The 23,020-nt window shown below is 28.4% G+C and carries 21 protein-coding genes; 15 read left to right on the top strand and 6 right to left on the bottom strand.

Annotation, left to right across the window (positions count from 1 at the left end):
- The first annotated feature begins 32 nt into the window (after positions 1–32).
- From speD to B3086_RS11600, 4 genes are all read left to right on the top strand, one after another.
- On the top strand, positions 33–842 hold the full coding sequence (speD, locus tag B3086_RS11615; protein ID WP_035134951.1) for an adenosylmethionine decarboxylase: 810 nt from the start codon (positions 33–35) through the stop codon (positions 840–842).
- Between the two features lie 26 nt (positions 843–868).
- Entirely contained in the window at positions 869–1,729 is an 861-nt protein-coding gene (speE, locus tag B3086_RS11610; protein WP_346846493.1) for a polyamine aminopropyltransferase, read from the top strand.
- A 177-nt stretch (positions 1,730–1,906) separates the two neighbouring features.
- Entirely contained in the window at positions 1,907–2,470 is a 564-nt protein-coding gene (locus B3086_RS11605) for a ferritin family protein (RefSeq protein WP_346846494.1), read from the top strand.
- 150 nt (positions 2,471–2,620) lie between these two features.
- Positions 2,621–3,499, top strand: coding sequence for a DegV family protein (locus B3086_RS11600; RefSeq protein ID WP_346846495.1), 879 nt, complete (start codon positions 2,621–2,623; stop codon positions 3,497–3,499).
- 85 nt (positions 3,500–3,584) lie between these two features.
- On the opposite strand, the gene B3086_RS11595 is transcribed toward B3086_RS11600, so the two are convergent.
- From B3086_RS11595 to B3086_RS11580, 4 genes are all read right to left on the bottom strand, one after another.
- Positions 3,585–4,604, bottom strand: a complete 1,020-nt coding sequence (locus tag B3086_RS11595) for a hypothetical protein (protein WP_346846496.1) — start codon at positions 4,602–4,604, stop codon at positions 3,585–3,587.
- A gap of 73 nt (positions 4,605–4,677) precedes the next feature.
- Positions 4,678–5,523: an ABC transporter permease gene (locus B3086_RS11590; protein ID WP_346846497.1), complete on the bottom strand. Its 846-nt coding sequence runs from the start codon at positions 5,521–5,523 to the stop codon at positions 4,678–4,680.
- Positions 5,516–6,475 carry an ABC transporter permease gene (locus B3086_RS11585; RefSeq protein ID WP_346846498.1) on the bottom strand — a complete coding sequence of 320 codons (960 nt, stop codon included), beginning with the start codon at positions 6,473–6,475 and terminating at the stop codon, positions 5,516–5,518. The genes B3086_RS11590 and B3086_RS11585 overlap by 8 nt, the downstream gene beginning before the upstream one ends.
- 83 nt (positions 6,476–6,558) lie before the next feature.
- Positions 6,559–8,151, bottom strand: a complete 1,593-nt coding sequence (locus B3086_RS11580) for an ABC transporter substrate-binding protein (protein WP_346893414.1) — start codon at positions 8,149–8,151, stop codon at positions 6,559–6,561.
- A gap of 389 nt (positions 8,152–8,540) precedes the next feature.
- Here B3086_RS11580 and B3086_RS11575 point away from each other — a divergent pair, with 389 nt between their 5' ends.
- From B3086_RS11575 to B3086_RS11530, 10 genes are all read left to right on the top strand, one after another.
- Positions 8,541–8,708 carry a hypothetical protein gene (locus B3086_RS11575; RefSeq protein ID WP_346846500.1) on the top strand — a complete coding sequence of 56 codons (168 nt, stop codon included), beginning with the start codon at positions 8,541–8,543 and terminating at the stop codon, positions 8,706–8,708.
- A gap of 296 nt (positions 8,709–9,004) precedes the next feature.
- A complete protein-coding gene (locus tag B3086_RS11570) occupies positions 9,005–9,823 on the top strand; it encodes an Mrp/NBP35 family ATP-binding protein (protein WP_346846501.1) in 819 nt (272 codons plus the stop codon).
- A gap of 297 nt (positions 9,824–10,120) precedes the next feature.
- The gene (locus tag B3086_RS11565) at positions 10,121–10,396 is read left to right on the top strand and encodes a YgjV family protein (protein WP_414632288.1); all 276 of its coding nucleotides are present in this window, start codon (positions 10,121–10,123) and stop codon (positions 10,394–10,396) included.
- 190 nt (positions 10,397–10,586) lie between these two features.
- Positions 10,587–11,006 (top strand): hypothetical protein, encoded by a 420-nt coding sequence (locus B3086_RS11560; RefSeq protein WP_346846503.1) that lies wholly within the window; start codon positions 10,587–10,589, stop codon positions 11,004–11,006.
- Positions 11,007–11,192: 186 nt separating this feature from the next.
- Positions 11,193–12,878: a bifunctional metallophosphatase/5'-nucleotidase gene (locus B3086_RS11555; RefSeq protein ID WP_346846504.1), complete on the top strand. Its 1,686-nt coding sequence runs from the start codon at positions 11,193–11,195 to the stop codon at positions 12,876–12,878.
- Between the two features lie 690 nt (positions 12,879–13,568).
- The gene (locus tag B3086_RS11550; RefSeq protein WP_346846505.1) at positions 13,569–14,111 is read left to right on the top strand and encodes a GNAT family N-acetyltransferase; all 543 of its coding nucleotides are present in this window, start codon (positions 13,569–13,571) and stop codon (positions 14,109–14,111) included.
- 139 nt (positions 14,112–14,250) lie between these two features.
- A complete protein-coding gene (locus B3086_RS11545; RefSeq protein ID WP_346846506.1) occupies positions 14,251–15,552 on the top strand; it encodes an alpha/beta hydrolase in 1,302 nt (433 codons plus the stop codon).
- 82 nt (positions 15,553–15,634) lie between these two features.
- A complete protein-coding gene (locus B3086_RS11540) occupies positions 15,635–16,552 on the top strand; it encodes a GNAT family N-acetyltransferase (protein WP_346846507.1) in 918 nt (305 codons plus the stop codon).
- A gap of 46 nt (positions 16,553–16,598) precedes the next feature.
- Complete coding sequence (locus tag B3086_RS11535) at positions 16,599–18,344, top strand: ABC transporter ATP-binding protein (protein ID WP_346893412.1); 1,746 nt, start codon at positions 16,599–16,601, stop codon at positions 18,342–18,344.
- Positions 18,341–20,107: an ABC transporter ATP-binding protein gene (locus tag B3086_RS11530; RefSeq protein WP_346893411.1), complete on the top strand. Its 1,767-nt coding sequence runs from the start codon at positions 18,341–18,343 to the stop codon at positions 20,105–20,107. The genes B3086_RS11535 and B3086_RS11530 overlap by 4 nt, the downstream gene beginning before the upstream one ends.
- A gap of 142 nt (positions 20,108–20,249) precedes the next feature.
- Here the strand turns inward: B3086_RS11530 and B3086_RS11525 are convergent, their stop codons facing one another.
- Positions 20,250–20,783, bottom strand: a complete 534-nt coding sequence (locus B3086_RS11525) for a GNAT family N-acetyltransferase (protein WP_346846510.1) — start codon at positions 20,781–20,783, stop codon at positions 20,250–20,252.
- Positions 20,784–20,813: 30 nt separating this feature from the next.
- Entirely contained in the window at positions 20,814–21,425 is a 612-nt protein-coding gene (locus B3086_RS11520; protein WP_346880027.1) for a histidine phosphatase family protein, read from the bottom strand.
- Between the two features lie 371 nt (positions 21,426–21,796).
- Here B3086_RS11520 and B3086_RS11515 point away from each other — a divergent pair, with 371 nt between their 5' ends.
- Positions 21,797–22,663, top strand: coding sequence for a CAP domain-containing protein (locus B3086_RS11515; protein ID WP_346846512.1), 867 nt, complete (start codon positions 21,797–21,799; stop codon positions 22,661–22,663).
- The last annotated feature ends 357 nt before the right edge of the window (positions 22,664–23,020 follow it).

Raw genomic sequence — 23,020 nt, 5'->3', positions numbered from 1 at the left:
ATTTCATCTAAAGGAAAGGTGTATATAAAAGAATGGAGAATAAAATCAAATTATATGGCTTTAATAATCTTACTAAGACACTAAGTTTTAACATCTATGACATTTGCTATGCAAAGGGTGAAAGAGAACAAAAGGAGTATGTAGATTATATTGATGAGCAATACAATTCAGAAAGATTAACTAAAATATTATGCGATGTTACTGATATTATTGGTGCTCATGTGTTAAACATATCCAAGCAGGACTATGATCCTCAAGGTGCAAGTGTAACCATATTAATTTCTGAGGAACCTTTAGGGGATGGGGTAATAGATGAATCATGTAATAGTGGTAAATATATTTTAAAAACTAAGGAGACTGTTGTTGCACATTTGGATAAGAGTCATGTAACGGTACATACTTATCCTGAATATCATCCAGATAATTCTATAGCAACCTTTCGAGTAGATATAGACGTATCTACTTGTGGACAAATTTCTCCGCTAAATGCATTAGATTATCTAATTAGCAGTTTTGACTCTGATATAATTACCATTGATTACCGTGTTCGAGGATTCACTCGTGACATTAATGGTAAAAAGTGTTTTATAGATACACCAATTAAATCAATTCAAGATTATATTGATGATAAGACTTTGCAAAAGTATGATGCTATGGATATAAACATGTATCAAACAAATATATTTCATACTAAAATGCTTATAAAGGAAATAGATTTACAGAACTACCTATTTAAAAAAGATACTCATGAATTTTTACCAAGAGAAAGACTTAATATAAGTAATGCACTTAGAAAAGAAATGATAGAAATATTTAGTGGTAAGAATGTTTATAATGAATAATATTATATTAACTAGGAGGATGAAAAATGGAGTTATGGTATACTGAGAATCACTCAGAGACTGTTAGGTTTTCAATAAAGGTTGACAAGCAAATATATGCTGGGAAAAGTGATTTTCAAAGAATAGATGTATTTGAGACAAAGGAATTCGGAAGATTTTTCACTTTAGATGGAATAGTTATGATAACAGAAAAGGATGAATTTATTTATCATGATATGATAGTTCATGTTCCTATGGCTACAAATCCTAAGATTGAAAAAGTTTTAGTTATAGGAGCTGGAGATGGTGGAACAATCAGAGAACTAACAAGATATAATACAATAAAAGAAATAGACATGGTTGAAATCGATAAAAAAGTAGTTGATGTATGTTTAGAGTATTTTCCTATAACATCAAGTAAACTAAAGGATGAAAGAGTAAACTTATACTTTGAAGATGGTATTAAATTTGTAAAAAATAGGAAAAATTACTATGATTTAATAATAGTAGATTCTACTGATCCAATAGGACCTGGAGAGGGCTTATTTACAAAAGAATTCTATAGAGATTGTTACGATGCATTAAATGAAGAAGGAATTTTAGTAAATCAACATGAAAGTCCTTATTATGAAATGTATGCTAGTTCTATGAAGAGAGCTCATAAGCGTATAAAAGAATCCTTCCCAATAGGGAAAGTGTATCAAGTTCATATTCCAACTTACTCATCAGGACATTGGTTATTTGGATTCGCATCTAAAAAGTATGATCCAGTAAAAGATTTAAATGCTGAGGCATGGAACTCTTTAGGGTTAAAGACTAAGTATTATAATACAGACTTACATGTGGGATCTTTTGCTCTCCCTAACTATGTTTTAGATATGCTAGATCATGCTTGTGATGAAGAATAATATTCAATATACATAATAAAGGAAATTGAAGATATATTTTTCTATATAGATAAAATTAAAAATATTAATAAAAAACCTTTGACATATTAAAATTAATTTAACATGTTTTAAAGGTTTTTTATTTTTAAACATTTTGAATATATGGTAAAATGTATATTGAGTTTAGGAGGAATTAATATGAAGTGTAAAATATGTGGAATGAATATTAATGAAAAGAATTATGATTTTAATTCATTTGCTTTTATAAATAAAAATTCTATAAGTAACATAGTATACTGTCCGTTCTGTGGAGTAAGCAGTATTTATTTAAGTGGTGATGATGAAGTTATTGAAGTAGATAGTAAGAAGCTAGATATAAACACATTAAGAATTTTAGACCATGCCGTTAAGCTTGAAATATTTAATGGAGAGTTTTATAAAGAAGCAGCTAAAAAAGCAAAGAGTGAAGAAGTTTCTAAGGCTTTTCAGGCTTTATCAAAAATAGAAATTTTTCATTCAAAGGTTCATATGGGATTAGGAGGTTTTACTAAAACACCTGCTTTGACTAAAATAAACTATGACAAGTATGATAGTGACGAAGCACTTTTGAAATTGGCAAAGGAAAGAGAAGAGCATGCTGTTTACTATTATGAAAGATATAAGAATGAAGTATGCGATGAAAATGTAAAAAGAGTTTTCCAAGCTTTAATTGAAGTGGAAAAGGAACATATAGAGCTTACCTATGAGTATAATTTAATATAGATAAGCTTTATATAGATTAAACACAAGAAAATTAGTTACTATATGAACAAATTGAGAAATCTATTCATATACATTAGGCTTAAAAAATGTTAAAATAGTATTTTAGGCGAATATAGTATGGAAAAAATGAATTATAAAGGAGGAGAATATATGAAAGATTATGTTATTATTACAGATTCAACGGTAGATTTACCTCTTGATAATATAGAGAAAATAAATATAGGCATTATACCTATGGCCTTTGATATGGAAAATAAAACCTATACACACTATCCTGATGAGAGAGAAATGACAAGCCATGAGTTTTACGAGAGACTAAAAAATGGTGATACTTCTGTTACAACACAGATAAATTATTTTACTTATAGAGAGTGCTTTGAAAAGCTACTGAAGGAAGGAAAGGATATTTTATATATAGCGTTTTCTTCAGGACTTAGTGGAACATATAATAATTCTCAATTAGTGATACAAGATCTTAAAGAGGAATACCCTGAAAGAAAAATTATATCAGTTGACTCTCTTTCAGCTTCAGTTGGGGAAGGGCTTCTAGTATATAATGCTGCAATGAAAAAAGAAGAAGGCTTATCCATTGAGGAATTGGTGAAGTGGATAGAAGAACATAGAAATAATACTTGTCACTGGTTTACAGTTGAAGATTTACATCACTTAAAACGAGGTGGAAGGATTTCTTCAGTGGAAGCAATTATTGGGACAACCTTAAAGATAAAGCCTGTACTGAGTGTTGACTATGAGGGAAAGTTAGTAAATGTATCTAAAGTAAGAGGAGAAAAAAAATCCTTGGAGAAATTACTAGATAAGATGCTAGAAGATGGTATAAACCTGAAGGAACAAACTATTATCATAGGTCATGCAGATAGCTTAGAAAGAGCTGAGTATCTTGCTAATATTATTAGAGAAAAGGAACTCGTAAAAGATATTATTATTAGTACTATAGGTCCAATAATTGGAACTCACACTGGTCAAGGAATGATAGGACTAACATTTATGGGAAACAAAAACTTAAAATAAGAACTTATTAAGAATTATTATGGAATATTTATTTATAATATAGCAAAAGAATCCTAGGTTAGTGATAATTTAACCTAGGATTCTTTTATATATCTAGATATTCAGAGTTTTCTTCTGAATTTTTTTTAGAAACTCTTCCATATAAGAATCCAATTCCAAAACATACTATAAAAATTAAGAAGAGTAAAAAATGGTCAATGGGATTATAAATTATATATTTTACATCTGACTTTAACATTTTTAGTATCATTAGTAATTTGGTGTGTGGTAATAATGATTTTAAATCTATGAACAGCATAGAAATAATTGAAATAGGCACTTGAAGAGAACAGATAAAACCTACTAAACATCTAGTAGATAATTTAAAAGATTTTTCTAAATAGTATTTATTAAAGACAGATATAATTAATAAAGAACCCAATATAGGTATAATTAAATAATTGCTTTCTAGCTTATATATGGAGAATCCATATATAATTCCAATTATAAATGTAAAAATAAAGGAAAGTATAATTGATTTAATTAGGTTATTATTTGGTTTGTTATAAATATTATTTGAAATCTCGGTAATTACATCAGTATCATTTACAGATACTTTGTCTAGTTGCATAATTATAGTATTATAAAGTTTTTCCATATCTATATCTTTAAAAAGATTAAGAGATATCTGAAAGGAAGTTGGTGGAATCCCTAAAAGTGAATTTAAATTATTACATATAGATGATTTTGTTTTTTTATTTAGGTCCTTAATTAGCAAGAAAGATAACATAGGATTATTTTGATAATTATAGATTTGTATATTATAAATATCTTTCCAAAATGCAAATTTTTTAATAAATGGTGTAGTGATTTTAATATATTCATAAGTAATTTCAATTTGAAATTTCTTTAGAATTTCAATATTTATAAATAGATACATAAAGAAAATAGAAAGTACAAGTAAAATCAAGCTAAAAACAATGCCCATAATGGGATTTTCTTTAGTAATAAATATAAATATAAGAATAGATAATATTAAAAAAAATAGTACAAAAAATAAATAAAGAAATTTTAGAGACTTTTTTAAGCTTGATTTTTGATAAAGTGGAAGGGTATAAGTGTCCATAAAAACCTCCTAAAAAATTATGTTATAATATAAATTATAGCATAATTTTTATTTTTATACTTATATGTTTTAATTACTCTCCTTGAGACGGATCTAATGCTACTCTCAAGATATCACCAAGAACATTAAAGCTTAATACAATTAATAGTATCATAAGACCTGGAAAAATTGCTAAGTAAGTCTTATCACCAATTCTGGCTTGAGCAGTTTGAAGCATGCTTCCGAGAGAAGCCATCGGTTGTTGTACCCCTAGACCTAAAAAACTTAAAGATGATTCCATAAGTATAGCATCGGCTATATTTATGCTAGCTGCAACAATTACTGTGGAAATAGCATTAGGTATTATATGTGTTTTTACTATTTTTATATTATTGCTACCTAAGGCTTTAGAACATAGAATATAATCCCTTTCTTTTATAGATAATGTTTCTGAGCGGACTATTCTAGCGATACTCATCCATCCAAATATACCTATAATGATTATTATATTGGCTATACTTGGTCTTAAATAAGAATTTACTATTAGTAGTAAAAAGAATAGAGGTATACTCATTAACATGTCTATTATTCTCATTATAATAGCATCAACTTTGCCTCCTAATAGTCCGCTTATAGCACCAACTAGGGTGCCGATGAATATAGATACCATCATGGAGAGTACACCTACTATTAAGGAGATTCGTGCACCATATAAAGCTCTAGTAAAGTAATCTCTTCCGAGTTCATCTGTTCCAAATATATTTTTTAAATTTGGAGAAATAAATTGATTACTCATATCAATAGTATCAGGATTATAAGGAGTCAAAAATGCAAAAACAGATAAAATAATTATTAAAATTAAGCATACTAAAGCAAATATTCCTAATTTATTTTTTTTAAGCTCTCTTATAAAATTTTCTTTAAATCTAATACTAAACATTTTCATCCCCCCTACGTATTCTAGGATCTACTAGTACATAACTAATATCAGCAAGTAGATTTCCTATAACAACCATTATTGAGGTAACTAAAGTCATAGCCATTATAACTGGATAATCTAAGGCTTTTATTGAGTTAATGCCAAGTCTTCCCATACCAGGCCATCCAAAGATAGTTTCAGTGATAAATGCACCAGAAACTAAAGATGGTAAGCTCATTCCAAGAATTGTTATCATTGGAAGAAGAGCATTTTTCATGATATGTTTAAATAGAATTCTATTCTTACTTGCGCCTTTGGAAATTGCGGTAACAATATAATCTTGCTTTAGTTCTGTTATAGTACAAGAACGTACATATCTTGTAAGAACAGCTATATTAGAAAAACTAAGTACTATAGTAGGTAATATACCGTGTTTTATAACATCTAATATTGAAGTTACACCTATAGTTCTCATACCAACACTAGGAAGCCACTTTAATTTTAAAGAAAATATTGAAAGCAATATCATTGCAAACCAAAAGCTAGGTATAGAGATTGCAATATAGTTTAATATATTTGTAAATCTGTCTAAGAATTTATTTCTATGCATGCCCGTATATAATCCTAGGGGAATTGATATTAAAATAGCTAGAAGTAGGGAAGAACCCATAAGTCCAAGGGTAGCAAAAAATCTTGAAGAAATTTCACTAGTTACAGCTTGTCTAGAAACTAAGGAGTAACCCAAATCACCACTTAATACATTTTTTAGCCATAAGAAATATCTAGTTAGCATAGGTTTATCCAGTCCAAGACTTACTCTTATTAAATCTGCTTGCTCCTTTGACATTTTAGGGGTTATATATCCTTGAGCTGGATCTCCTGGAGCCAGATTCATAAGTAAAAAAGATACAAAGGATATAAATAAAAGCATAGGAATAGCTTGTAAAATTCTCTTTGTAATTTTATTTTTCATAATACTATCCTTTCTATGTAAAAAACTTATGTAAAAATGGCTCAAGTACCCGGAAAGAGTAAATGAGCCATAGAAATATATTTTTATTGTTGAATCATATATATTTTTGATAAATCTTCAAACATATATATAGGTACTAATTTTGCATCTTCAATTCCACCAAATTTAGCATCAACTCCGATTAATGACTTTGAATAATATAATGGGTATACTACAGCATCATCAGCTATGGTCTTTTGAATTTTTTCATATAATTCTTTTCTCTTTGCATCATCTGATTGAGAAGCTCCATCCTTCCACAACTTGTCTAGTTCTTTGTTATTATAACATTGAGCATTAAAGCTACCACTAGACATATAAGCACTAGAATATCCATCTGGATCATTTCCCATTACATATCCATTTATAAGTATATCGTAATCTCTTTCTTGTTCTCCAAGAATTTTTGAGAAGTATACATTGTCATCTATTTGCTGAGCATCTACTTCTATGCCAATAGCAGAAAGTTGTTGTTTAACAACCATGGCAATTTTGCTATCTTTTGGAGTGTATTGAAAATTCAATTTTATATTACCTACACCAGACTTTTCCATAAGCTCTTTTGCTTTTTCTAAATTTTGGTCATATTTTTCTACATCATCAGTATAGAATTTTGTATTTGGAGTTAGAATAGAGTAAGCTTTTTCAGTGTTTTCTAAATTAGTATAGGATGTTTTTAAAATCTCTTCTTTATTTAGGGCATAGGATATAGCTTGTCTAACTTCTTTTTTACTTAAGTTTTCATTTTTTTCATTAAGTATAATATAGTTTAGCATTCCTTCATCAAAAGAATGAGTTTTAAACCTATCATCTGATGAGAAAGTTTCAAACTTATCTTCAGCTAAATATGCTGCAGAAACTTCTCCATTTTCAAAAGCAATTTTTGAAGTATTATCATCTGGAATTATTCTATAAACCACACTATCTAAATGAGGTTTTCCTAAATAATAATCATCAAATCTTTCTAGGGTTACAATCTCACCCTTTTTCCATTCTTTGAATTTAAAAGGACCAGAACCTACTGGAGTATTATTTTTATCTGATTCTGCTAAATTGCTTTCACCCTCAAATATATGTTTTGGAATTATTTTAAAATCTCCAATTGATATATAGAATGGTGCAAAGGTATTTGGAAGTTTAAATTCAACAGTTAAGTCATCAATTTTATTAGCTTGGACTTCTTTTTTATCAATAACAAAAGTTTGTCTAGCATCAATTCCCTGACTTTCATCTTTAGCTACATTTACACTATAAACAACATCATCTGCTGTTATTTTTGTACCATCATGCCATGTTAAATTATCTTTTAATTTTAATGTATATGTAAGTTTATCTTCAGAAGTTTCCATACTTTCTGCTAAGTAATATCTTACTTCATCTTTATTAACTACATATAGTGGATCAAATAAAGCATTGTTTATTGTATAAGTAACTCTGTTTTGTTGAAAAAAAGGATTTAGGCAACTTGGATCAGTTCTAGAAGAAAATATCATTGTTCCTCCATCCTTTATTTGTTGTTGAGCAGTTTCATTCTTTTTGGACTCAGTATTAGTAGAACTATTTTTTGAACTACATCCAATTAAGGACAAGGATAGTATTAAAGATAGTCCAATACTGAGGAATCTAGTCTTTTTCATTGTAATCCCCCTTATACACTGTAAAATCAATTCATGTTTATGAATGAATTTTATGATAGTTGTAGTTACGTGAAAATACGCAACAATTCCTTATATAGGATAACATAATAAATATTAGTATATAACTCTTATTATAAATTAAAATAAATAAAATCAGTCTATCAGAAAACGTTATAACTACAAAAATCAACAATTTATTACATAATAAATTAAAGGTTTTGCTAATAGTAACTGGCAGAAATAATCCATATAATAATTTCTGAAATTCTTAACATTTCATAATAGTGAATTGTATTATAAAATGGTTTGTTAAGTATAAATATATTAAAAACAGGAAAATATATTATTAAATTCTATGGAGTAAGGAATATTAAAATTAGGAGGAAGATATGATGAATAATTATGTATTACCAGAAGACAATTTAGGAGAAGAATATAATTTTGAAAATGAAATTAGTTATTATGATGAAGGATATGAAGAATGTATACGATGTGGTAATAGGGAGTGTTTAGACAATAAAAGATTATGTAGTTACTGTAGTGAAACTTGGGAATAAAATTAAATGTTTTAATGATATAAACATAGTTCTTTGCTTTAGAGGGAGTTTTTCTCCCCCTAAAGCTTACTAACAGACTTCTAAGTATCAATTTATTTGATACTTAGAAGTCGTTATCCTTTAGAGATTATTACAGTAATTTTTAGATGTTATATTTTAATTTTATAATATGCTAGACAAAAATATAATTTATTCATATAGGATTATAATAAATTTCATTATTGGCATTTGACAACAATTTAAAACAGCAGTAATATAAATTTAGTAAATACCAATAATAATGAGGAGATGATTTTATGTCAACATGTGATACATGTCCATCCAATGGTGGATGCAGTAAAGATAAAGGAAGTTGTGGAGTTGAGAACAATCCTTTAAACAATGTTAAAAAAATTATTGGAGTTATGAGTGGAAAAGGTGGCGTTGGTAAATCATCCATGGCTACTTTAATAGCAAGACAATTAAAGGAAAAAGGATATAAAGTAGGGATTTTAGATGCAGATATTACAGGGCCAAGTATACCAAGACTTCTTGGAATTACAGGACAAAAAGCTATGGCGGATGGTAAAAATATATATCCTATTGAATCTCAAGAAGGAATAAAGGTTATGTCGTTAAATCTGCTAGTAGAGAATGAAGAAGATCCTGTAATTTGGAGAGGTCCTATGATTGGTGGAATGGTTAAGCAGTTTTGGACAGATGTAATTTGGGGAGAATTAGACTATTTAGTTGTTGATATGCCACCAGGAACAGGAGACGTAGCACTAACTGTAATGCAAGATATTCCGATAAATGGAATAGTAATGGTATCTGTTCCTCAAGATTTTGTATCTATGATAGTTGCAAAGGCAGTTAATATGACTAGAAAATTAAATATAAAAGTTTTAGGTGTTATTGAGAATATGAGTTATATTAAGTGTCCTGATTGCGATAAAAAAATTAAATTATTTAATGGAGAAGATACAGAAAAGTTCTTGAAAAATCTAGATTTAAATCTTTTAGGTGAATTACCTATGATAAGTAGTATAAGCAATTTATCAAAAGGTGAAGAGCATCAAGATGAATTTAAAAACATATTTAATAAAATTGTTGAAAACATAATTAATAATTTATAATAGATAATTATTATAACTTTTTTATAGATTAGTGTATCATTATATCAGCTTATAACAGTATAAAAATTTATCATATAAAAACTATCTTAAGTCTTTGATTTGAGATAGTTTTTATATTTTTTGATTTAAATCTAAGGATTGAGCTACATTGTTGTATAAGAGATAAAAATCCAAAAACTAAAATAAAAAATAATTATTATATAAATAAAAAAATATATAATAGAGAAACTATAAATAAACATATTTTTTAAAACATTAGTTTTATTAGTATTTAGAGTGAATGTTTGTTATTTATTAATGAATATAATAAACTTTAGGAGGAGTTCTATGTTTAATGATACATTGATTGAGTGGATAGGTTATTTAGCATCTATACTAATTACTATTTCTATGTTTATGAAGAAAATATTTAAGCTAAGATTTATTAATTTAATGGGATGTATATTATTTGTAATATACGGGCTGATTATTGGAGCATATCCTGTAGCTATAGCTAATGCAATAATAGTTTTTATAAATCTATATTACTTATACAAGTTATTTAGAGAAATGAATACTAAAAATAATATTTAAATTTTAATATAATAATAAAAGTTAAGCTATAGTGAAATAGAAAAATTACACTATAGCTTTAAATATAGAATTAAAAAGTTAATTTTCTATGTAAATTCATACTAAGTTTACATAGAATTAATTTACAGATAATTTAAAGTATAGTATATTTATCAGAGAGTTTATAATTATTATTTAAGGAGGATATTGGATGTTAAAGGATGAAGAAAATATAAAAAGTGATAATGAAAGTATAGAAGAGGAAAATGTAACAGAAGAAACTATAGCTGAAACACAAGAAAACATGGAAGCAACTTTAGAAAATGAAGAAGTATTAGAGCATATAGATGAAGCTGAAAAGGCAGAAGAGTGTTCTAATGAAAATGTTAAAAAGAAAGGTGGATTTTTAGCCAAACTAGGTGCTAATATAATTGATCAGAGCATAAGTTTATTAGTAAGTTTTGCATTACTCTATTTATTTAATTTAATATTAATGCCTTTTGGATATAGATTTGGAGACAAAGTATTAGGATTTTTAGTAATATATGTAATTGTAAATATTTTATATGGTATTATAATGGAAGCTACTAAGCTAAAAACAACTATAGGAAAATTTATTTTTAAATTATAGTAGTGAAAACGTGTCTGTGTTTAGATGCGTTTTTTATTTATGGAGAAAAAGATAGATACCATGCTAAAGTATATATTATACAGAAGCAAATGATATAATTATAATAAGAAAAAATTGAATTAAGAAATTATTGTTGAGAAAGTTATTATTAATAATTAATGTTTTAAGCTGGAGGATTAAATATAAATGAATAGAATCACTACAACAAAGAATAAGAAAATTACAATCTTAGCAACTACAGATATACATGGAAACATTTTAGGATATAACTATGATAAGGGTGAAAGCTTCAATAATAGTGGAATGAATCGTATTTATTCTTATATAAAGCAAGTTAAGAGTGAAAATCTTAATACTTTGGTAGTGGATAATGGAGATATAATTCAAGGAAATACGTTAACAGATGAAATGTATAGTAATAAAAAGGATGAAAAACATCCTGTGATTTCTGCTATGAATTTTATGGGATATGATGCTATGGTATTGGGAAATCATGAATTTAACTTTGGACTTGATTTAATAAAATCTCTTGAAAAGCAAAGTAACTTTCCATTTCTTTCAGCAAATGTAGACTATAGAGAAAGTGGTGAAGACTTTGTAAAGACACATACAATTATAAATTGTGGTGGAGTGAGAGTTGGAATTATAGGGTTAACTACTCCTAATGTACCAAGATGGGTAGGAAATCTAGTGAAGGATCTAAATTTTCATGATCTTGGTGAAACTGCCTATAGGTATGTAAGTGAAATTAGGGATAAAGTAGATATTATAATGGTTATGGCTCATGCAAGCATGGTTTCAGAACATGATAAGAAGAATGAAAGAGATGCAGCTGAAAAAATATTGAGATTATGTCCGGAGATAGATGTACTAGTAGTTGGGCATTTTCATATAACAGTAAAAGAAAAAAGAGGAAAAACGCTCATTGGAGGGGCTACAGATAGTGGACAGGAAGTAATTCGTTTTGATTTAACCTTGGACAATAATAATCATGTTATAGATGGACAAGTTAAAGTTGTATCCATGAAGCCGTATTATCCTAGCGAAGAGTTAAGTGGATTACCAGTTATTAAGAAAGCACATGAAACAACTATGGATTTTGTCACAGAAATAATAGGAGAAGCCACAGAAGATTTTCAACCAAAGGATGAGATAAGCTTTATACCTGAAGGACGGCTTAGAGATACTCCACTTATAGAGTTGATAAATAAGGTTCAACTTATAAATTCTGGTGCAGATGTTACATCAACTTCTTTAATTAGGGATGATAGTAATATAAAAAAAGGTGTTATTACTTATGGACATATTTTCAATGTATACAAGTTTACTACTTTTCTTTATGTAGTAGAAGTTACAGGGAAAGAGTTAAAGAATTATATGGAATGGGCTGCTTCAGCTTACAATCAGTGGAAGTCAGGAGATATTTCTATAAGCTTTACCATGGATATTCCAGGATATCAACATGAATTTTTTGCTGGAGTAAATTATAAAGTAGATATTTCTAAACCAGTAGGTCATCGAATTGTAGATTTAATTTTCAAAGGTGATTTAGTGAAAGAAAATCAAAAATTAAAATTAGCAACCAGTGATTATTGCTATTTTGCAAATTTAAAAGGTAGGAAATTAGCAAAGAATAATTATATTTGGAAATCTTCTAATACAATTAGAGATATGATAGTAGAATATATTAAAAATCAAGGTATTATATCTCCACAAGTGGATAATAACTGGGAGATAACTGGAGTTAATTTGGAATCACCATATAAAGAGAAAATAATTAAATTAGTTAATGAAGGTAGTATTGAATTACCCTATAATAAAGCTTTAAATATAGATGAACTTAAAAAATTGGGTTTAATAGATGTGAAGTAGGAATATTTGTATTGACTATATATATTTATTATGGTAAATTATACTTGTAATTTTAAATTTAGGAAGGGGACAATGAGATGTTGATTAGAATCAATTGTTAGTTAAATTTTCGAGAAAAGAAAATATTTAAATTAAAAGAGGTTTTGTTTACGTTATAGGTCTATAGTACATCTATAGGATTTTTTGTGATACTTCTTTTTAAAACAATTGAAATGAAATCAATCTTATTGAGCTATTTCTAAATTTTACTTAATTATTATAATTAGCTTTGCTTAAGATGTGAATCTTAAGAAGGGTATTTTATAGGATTATTTTTAGTGAATGCCACAATTATTTATGTTTTAAATAATTTGTGATTTACAAGGTGTCCTAAGTTTATAATAATATTTGTTAATATATATTTTATAAATGTAAAGAAGTACTTAAAGTATGAGTAAATATGGTAACATATTTAATACTTTGCTGTGTCTTTGAATTTATAGGATGTATAATAATATGAAACTTTATCTGTATATACTGGGTAAAGTAGATAATATATACTAAATTAGAGATTTAGTATATTAACTAAGTAAAATAAAAATGTTAGATTTGGCTGTAAGAGAGAGATTCTTTCTTACAGCTTTTTTGTTGCTCAATAAGGGGGATTTCTAAAAAAGTAAAAAGATAAAGTAGAAAAAGGGGGATTTAATAGTGACTTATTATGAGGATAAGAAAATTAGGATAAGAGACATAGAAAAAGGAGATATCATTAATTTGTTTTCTTGTAGAATTGACAAGGAAATTAATAGGTATGATCCAAGACCTATACCAAGTAATAGTAGGGAATTAATTCAAGAATGTAAAATCTATTGTGATAACTTTGAAAGAAATGTGATCAATGATAGATTAGAAGATCGAATGTATAGGTATTTTATAATCACTGATAATGATGAAAATTTTATAGGTTTTGTCAACTTCTTTAGTATAGATACAGTTGCAAAGCAGGGGGAAATGGGAGTTACCATAGGTGATAAAAGATATTGGAGGAAAAGTATAGCTTATGACTCTATCAAGATAGCCATGAACTATATATTTAATACCATGGATATAAATAGAATATATGTGGAGATTGAAGAAAATAATAAGCCATCATTATCACTATTTAACAAGCTAGGATTTAAAAAATGTGATGAGTATATGGAAGATGGAGAATTTAAATTTATAGTAATGGATATTCAATCTCATAACCATTAAATTTTAAATAGTTTCATATACATAAATTTACCTATGCAACTATTTAAATATAGAACTATACAACTAGTTAAATAGTTGAATTCAGTAAGTTTAGATAAAGAATAAATTAAAATATACTTAAATTGAAGGGGGAAAGCGATTGAGGTATCTATTAGATAACCTTATTGCTAAATTAATTATGAAGAATAAAAAAATATTAAGTCCAATGATATTAAAACTTGAAGAGGATATGAATTCTGGAAATGATAATGCTATAGATATATTTTGGGAAAAGATCGAAAGAGAAGGGGCGCCTCTTATTGAAGATATAGAGGGAGATGATGAAAATTCAATTGTAACTGTAATTTGGAGACAGGATAGAGAAATTGATAATATATTTGTTTTCAGTGAAATCTTTGGAGGCTGGATGTTCGGAGAAGGCGATAAAAAAACTAATTTATATAGATTAGGCAATAGTGATTTATGGTATAGAAGTTCTATTTTATCTAAAAAGGCTCGTTGTTTATATATATTGATAGCAAATGTTAATGAAGAGTATGAATGGAGGGATGAAGATGTAATCATAGATCCTCTTAATCCTAAAACTTATACACCTGTAAGAGATGAAGAAAATCCAGAAGATATAGCGCTTCTTGTACCTACCGAAAATATAATTGAGATGCCTGAGGCTAAAGAAAAATTATGGACAAAGGAAAGAACTGATAATAAAATAGGAAAAATTCATATGTCTAGATTTAAATTTAAGTCAGATAAAAAGGAAAGAAGGGTTTGGATATACACTCCGTATGGATATGAAGAAGATGGAAGTGATAACAATCTAATGGTGTTTACTGACGGATGGGAATATATAAACTTAGTAGAAGCTCCTAAAATACTAGATAATCTCATAGGTGATAGGCATATAAGTCCTACCTGTGCTGTATTTATTGAAAGCTCAGATAATAGAGCAAAAGAATTAATTTGTAATAATGAATATTTTGAATTTATTACAGAAGATATATTACCATGGGTTAGGGAAAACTATAAGGTGACAAAAAATCCTAAAAACACAATTATTACAGGATTAAGTTTAGGTGGACAATTTGCAGCTTATGCAGCATTTAATGGATCTGATATATTTGGAAATGTTCTATCACAATCAGGAGCCTTTGCATGGTTTATTGATGATAAGGGAGAAATACAACTTGATTCTGAAGGAAATAGTAAACTAATAGATGAATACAAGGATTCAGAGGTATTACCAATAGACTTCTATTTAAATATGGGAAGCCTAGAGGAATTTTCAAAAGGTCATGTGGAGGCAAACAACAGAATGATAGCTACATTAAAAAGTAAGGGATACAATGTAACTTCTGAAACTTTTATAGGTGCTCATCTTTATTATGATTGGCAAGATAATCTAGCAAATGGAGTAAAAGCTTTGTTAGTAGATAAACAATAGTAAAGAGGTTAATTAAATAAAATTATTAGATAAATTTCATTATTAAAATGATTTGAACAGATACTTAAGGGGGATATAGTATATGAAATTTCAAAAGTGGTCAAAGGAAATATTAAGTTATGAATTAAGGGATGGATATAGACTAGAAAGGGCTGATAATAAAGGGTTCACTGATTACTATACAGTTTACTCACAGATGAACAATGCTAATGGCTTCTTTATGAAAAGTTATGACGTAATGAGAACTGTAGTGGATGATGAAGATGAATGCTTTTGGATTATTAAAGATGATAAAAAAATAGGTGGAGTGTTTATAGAACCTAATAATATAGCAGAATTATTCATTATACCTCCTTATTCAAATGTAGATTTAGTATTAGAAAGACTTAAAGAAATTCTAGTTTTTTGGTCAGATACTACAAAGGATATACTTGCAGATATAGTACAACCATCTTTAGTTGAAAATTACGAGAAAATAGGATTCAAAACAGTTGAAAGCGGTAGGTGGATGATAAGACCGACAGAAGAATTCAATATTATGTGGAGAGAAGGTTTTTATGCGAATTTACCTAAAAGAGAAAATCAAGGAGAAATAGGAAAGTTACTTTATGAGGCATTTGAAAACAATGTGAATCTTCATAGTAGTTATACTCTAGAGGAATATACAGGTTGGGTAAAAGAATACTTTGATGATTATTTAGACAGTGACATGCTAAATAGAGCTTCTACCCTTGTATATGATGGGAATACTAATGAGCTAGTGGGAGTTTGCTATGTATCACTTTGGCAGGAATGGCCTTTAATATCTCAGATAGCTGTTAAGCCAAGCTATGAAGGCAGGGGTATTGGAACTAAGATGCTAAAAAAGGCGCTTACTATTCTAAAGAAAGAATATCCTGTAGTTAGGCTGTATGTTGATATAGGAAATGAAGCTGAGGAGGTTTATGAGAACTTAGGCTTTTTAAAGGGACTTGAGCTGACACAGATGAAGTTAGTTTAATTAAAAGAAATGGTTTCAATATAATCAATTGAAAGGAGGGATGACAATGAAGTTGCCAATAAAAGATTACTTTGGATTATTATATAAGTACTTAAAAAAGCAAAAAAATATGGTAATACTACTATTTTTTATATTAGTTATTAACTTAGTAATACAATTAGCTAACCCACAAATATTGAGATATTATATTGATGCTGTAACAGAGAATTTGGGCAGCGAAAATTTAGTAATAGCAGCTCTGTTATTTATAGCTTTTGGAATTATAAGGCAAGTATTTAAAATTATATCAACTTATATTAGTGAAAAGGTTGGATGGAGAGCAACTAATGCATTAAGAGGAGATTTAATAGAGCACTGTATAAACTTAGATATGGATTTCCATAAAACACATCAATCAGGAGAGATGCTTGAAAGGGTTGATGGAGATGTAAATGCTCTATTTAGTTTCTTCTCCACTTTTGTATTGCAATTTATATCAAATTTAGGACTTTTAATAGGAATAATTTTATTGCTATATAAAGAAGATTGGAGGATTGGATTAACATTAACCATGATTGCTATTTTGGATATGGTTGTAATGAAATATATAGAAAAATATTCATCAAAGCATTGGGAAAAATCAAGGGAATATAGTGCGCAGTTATATGGTTTTTTAGGAGAACAGATTACTAGTGTGGAAGATATAAATACTTGTGGCAGTAAAAATTATACTATGAATAGTTTATATAAATTATTCAGAAAAATGCTGCCTGTTGAAATAAAAGCCAGTTTAGGCCATTATTATATGTGGATAGCTAACATAATTGTCTTTGCATTAGGTAATGCTGCAGCATTAATACTTTCAGCATATTTTTATGGGAGTTCATTAATAACCTTTGGTACTGTATATTTAATATTTCACTATGTTGAGTTAATGGTTAATCCACTAGAAGAAATCAGATCCCAGATGCAAAAACTTCAAAGAGCTGAAGCGAGTATTAAGCGTGTAAAAGAGCTTTTGCAAATTAAAAGCACAATAAAGTATGGCGCTAATGGTTTAAATAGTAAAGATTCTATTGATGTAGCTATAGATGGAGTTTCATTTAGTTATGAAGATGGAGAAGCTGTACTTAAAGATATAAATATTAATATAGAAAAAAATACTATTTTAGGAGTGCTAGGTCATACAGGGAGTGGTAAAACTACCTTAGCTAGGTTAATTGTGAGGATATACGATGTATGTAGTGGAAATATTAGATTTAATGGAGAGGATTTAAAGAGCTTCACTAAAGAAAGTTTAATGGCTAATATTAGTTATGTTACTCAAGAAGTACAAATTTTTCATGCAACAGTTAGAGAAAATCTCACACTATTTAATCCTAGTATTAAAGATGAAACTATACTTAATATCATTGAAGATATTGGATTAATGCCATGGCTTAATAATTTACCCCAAGGGCTAAATACTATTCTAGATAATGGTGGTAGTGGCTTATCTTCAGGAGAAGCTCAACTTCTCGCTTTTGTAAGAGTGTTTCTTAAAAATCCCAAATTAGTTATTTTAGATGAAGCTACTTCAAAACTTGATCCAATCACTGAAGGACTTATAGATAATGCACTAAATAAACTATTCAAAAATAGGACTTGTATAATTATAGCTCATAGGCTTGGAACAGTTGGTAGAGCAGATAGCATTTTGATTCTTGAAGAAGGAACAATTGTAGAGTACGGCAATAGAAAGAAACTTTATAACGATAATAATTCAAAATTTTATAATTTACTACAAAAGGGTATGGAGGAGGTGCTGGTATGATAAAAAGCAAAAAAGAGAAAATTCCAGTGCTTGAGTATATTGGTAAGATGATAATGTATAGACCGTGGTATTATTTACTCAACTGCTTTTTATGGATAACAATTCATATGTTTCCACTGATACCTGGTTTAATTACTAAGAGATTTTTTGAAGTATTAGAGAAAAGTGGAGGGTTGAATAGTGAAATTCTAAGCCTTATGGCATTAATTTTAGTGGTAGCATTAACTAGATCAATTATTATAGCTATAGGTGGAAGAGTAGATGCTAACCATAGATTTTCTATGAGTGGATTACTTAGAAGAAATTTACTAGAGTGTATTATAAATAATCCATTAATTGAAAATAAGACTTCTTTAGGTGAGTCTATGAACTGTTTTAGAGATGATATAGAAGAGATTGAGACTGTTATAAGCTTCACCTTAGATATAATTGGGGATGGATTATTTGCTTTAGGAGCACTAATTATTTTATTAACCATAAATGTAAAAGTAACTTTATTTATTTTTGCTCCTTTAGTTATAGTAATATTATTATCACAAAAGGCTATGAAGTATATTTCAAAATACAGGACTACTGCTAGGGAAGCAACTGGTGATGTATCAGGGGCTATCGGGGAAATATTTACTGGAATACAAGCCATAAAGATATCTGGAAGTGAGAAGTATATAATTAATAATCTAAATAATCTTAATGAAAAAAGAATGAAATATATGGTACGCGATAAGATTTTCGTAAATATCATGGATGCTATATATGAAAATGCTGTAACTATTGGTACTGGATTTATATTGCTATTAACAGGTAAATATATGCTGGAAGGGAGCTTTTCAGTAGGAGATTTTTCACTATTTCTATATTATCTTCCCTTTGTAGCTGATTTTGCAGGCTTCCTTGGAGAAATTTTTGCTAGGTATCAGCAAGGGGGAATTGCCTTTAAGAGAATGTTTAAACTCTTAGATGAAAATATGGAAAAAGAGTTATTAGCTCATAATTCATTATATCTAAAAGATGAATTAGTTGAAGAGAAATATAAACAAGAAGATATAGAATTTAAGAGTTTAGAGGTTAAGGGGCTAACCTATAAGTATAATGAAACTAGTGGTATAGAGAATATTAGCTTAAGAGTAAATAAGGGTGATTTCGTAGTAGTTACAGGAAGAATTGGAGCAGGGAAGACAACTCTTATAAAATCTATTTTAGGAATGTTACCTGTAGATAGTGGGAAAATCTATCTAAATGATGAAGAAGTTAAAAATAGTAGTGAAAAGCTAACACCGCCAATAGTAGCTTATACATCTCAGAATCCTAATTTATTTAGTGATACTATTAAAAATAATGTTCTTTTAGGACTAAAGGATGAAGGAAATAAATTGGAGCAAGCTATATATTCAGCAGTTTTAGATAGGGATATTAAGAATTTTAAGGATGGAATAGATACCTTGATAGGTTCTAAAGGAGTAAAACTTTCCGGAGGTCAAAGACAAAGAGTAGCTGTGGCGAGAATGTTTGCAAGAAAGGCTGATTTATATGTCTTTGATGATATATCTAGTGCCTTAGACATAGAAACAGAAATAAAGCTTTGGGATAGGATGTTTGAAAGAAAAAATATAACAGCCTTAGTAGTTTCTAATAGACATGTAGCCTTAAAGAATGCAGATAAAATTTTAGTTATGAAGGATGGAAAAATTGCAGGACAGGGAAGACTTGAAGAACTTCTTGAAAACTGTGAGGAAATGAGGCAGATATGGGGCCTTGAAGCTTAGAAGATAGCCTATATAGAAGAAGTTTCTGAATATCCAAAGTTAGACTTTATTTACCTATTCAATAGGAGGAAGGAGATTAATTACATGTTTAATTAATCTCCTTCCTTTTAAGCATTTTATACTGAGTTAAATATAATATATTTTATAAGATATATTCCATATGATAATCAAAGGGCTCAAGACTATACAGCTTTTTATTTACTTCTTTAGTTAGTATACATCCCATACACCTATAAAAGGTTTGAGCATTTTCACAAGATGAGGCAGAGATATAAACTTTACTAGCCTTTAATTCTCTAGCTTTATTAATACACATGTTAAATAGTGTTTTCCCAATACCTTTATGGCGGTGGCTGTTTGTAACGTGAAGATTGGACAATTGAATATATTGTTTTTTACTTCCAAAGAATTCATTTTCTAGGGAAGCAAATCCTACTAATTTACTTTCATCAAAGGCTGCAAAAACTGAACCACCTTTTTCAAATGTAGATTTTAATTCATTAGATATGCATAATAGCTCATTATTATCCCAATTCTCTTCATAATAGATATCTTTTAGATACTCACTTCCATCATCTCTTAGTCTCCAAGCTCTGTATATTTTCTCATGTCTATCAAAATCATTTAATAGTTCAGGAACTAAGTCAGTTATTTTTAATTCTTTATATATCATCATTTATTTCCTTTCATAACTTATATTAATAGATTATTTCCTATCTAAGGTATCTAAATGAGATAATTTATTTGTATAAATTATTCTATGACAACAGCTAGTTATCTGCCAGTGGTGTATTCCAGTATCACCTGTAGATATAAAAAGTTGTGAATTTATAGGAAGCTCAAGAAAACTTCTAAAAAGCATATTTATAATACCACCATGAGCAACAATGGCTATAGTAGAATCAGAGGAGTTTTCGCTAACTATCTTTGATAATATGGATTCACCCCTAGCTCTGAATTCTATCATACTTTCCATTCCATACATAGATGTGTGAGGCCATCTTATAGCAGGTTCAGGATAGCGCTGATTTGCCTCTTCTCTAGATAACCCTGCTAATAGTCCATTATTAAATTCCATAAGCCCATTTTCATATATAATAGGAATGTTAGTAGCATTAGATAATATTTTAGCAGTTTCACTAGCACGTTTTAACGGACTGGAATAAATTTTATCAATATTATAATTAATTGATAAAAAATTTGACATAGCTAAACCTTGCTTATTTCCAAGCTCTGTTAATGGAAAATCTGCTCTTCCTTCATGAACATTTAATATGTCTGCTTCTGATTGACCATGTCTAATTACAATGATATCCAAATTTATAGTTCCCCCTCATAATTAATTTAAGGTTATAAAATAATTATATAATATAAATAAAATGAATTATATGAATTTTTAGTTAAATATAATTGCAATTAAGTGTCTATTCATAGGTGAAGAATAATAAATTTTTTAATAAATTTAAATTTATATATAGATTATATTCATTTATTAACCTGGAAAAGGGTAACAATTATAGCATCTGTATTATAGTTAGTAGAAAAATTTATGGAAGAGAGGAACGTTATTATAAGTAAATAATATGAAATTATTAATTATTATAGAATCATAGGAAGTGTTCTACTAATAAAAAATTCTATATTTTATGTTATAAATAAATAATAAGGGAATTAAAAGGAGTGATACTAATGAAAAGGAAACTTATTACATTAATTATATGTGGAGCATTAGCAGGCACTGCACTGGTAGGATTAACTTTACAAAATAATTCTAAGTACATTAATAATTCAACAATTGAAAGTGTAGATGAAAAAGAAGACACAATAGAGGACAAGAGAAATGAAATTGCTTTGTCTGATGAAGTAGATGAAAAAGATAAAAACAGTAATGAAGAAATAAACCTTAGTAAAAATACTAGGTTATCTAGGGGTGGTGGACAAGCTGATAATTCACAAAATGATAAAAATGTAGTTAATAATGATGAAGGAAGTAATTTAGAGGAAAAAGAAAGTTCTAATACTACAGTTAATAATCAAGAAGAAATAACTGGAGGTAATTCTTATAGTAATACTGAAAAGTCATCGGTACCATCTCAGGAAAAAGTGAATACACCATCTAAATCAACTACACCGACTACAACAGTTACAGGTGATTTTTCATCGCAAATAGAACAGCTTATATTTACAAAAGTAAATGAAGAGAGAGCTACAGCGGGTATGAGCACCCTAAGTTACAGTAATCTTATGGAGAAATACGCAAGAATAAAATCAAAGGATATGGGAGATAAAAATTATTTTGACCATAGAAATCTAGAGGGTGAGCTTATAACAGCACAAATGGCTAGAGATGGTATTTCTTATAGATCTTGGGGAGAGAATATAGCTTATATAGGTGGAGTATCTGATATAAATGAACTTGCAAATCAATTTATGATAAATTGGATGAATTCACAAGGACATAGAGAAAACATACTATCTCCTAACTTTACAAGTATAGGTGTTGGTGTATATAAAGCTGGGAATAGATACTATGCTACACAAGAGTTTTATAAATAATAGTACAAGCATTAAAAGTTTCACTGTAAATATATAATTAAGGATTAAATTAAAAAAGCACTAAGATAAAAAATATCTTTAGTGCTTTTATTTTACATAAAACATTTATTAAAAGTTATTATTCATTTGTTAATACTGTAAGTTTATTGTAATATATAATAAAGGTTAATCCGATGACTACCAGCTCTAATACTCCATCTTTTTCAAAGTGGGAGTAAGAGCTGGTACGTCCCTGGATAACGATTTCCCCTAAAGGACAACGACTTCTAAGTATCAAATAAATTGATACTAAGAATTCTGTTAGTAAGCTTCAGAGAAGCTAAGAACTCTGTTTATAGAGTAATCTTATATTGGTAA

Source organism: Clostridium sp. UBA871 (assembly GCF_002295255.1).
Taxonomy (GTDB): domain Bacteria; phylum Bacillota; class Clostridia; order Clostridiales; family Clostridiaceae; genus Clostridium_J; species Clostridium_J sulfidigenes.
The sequence above is the reverse complement of the archived record's forward strand: the minus strand, read 5'-3'. Positions and strand labels throughout refer to the sequence as shown.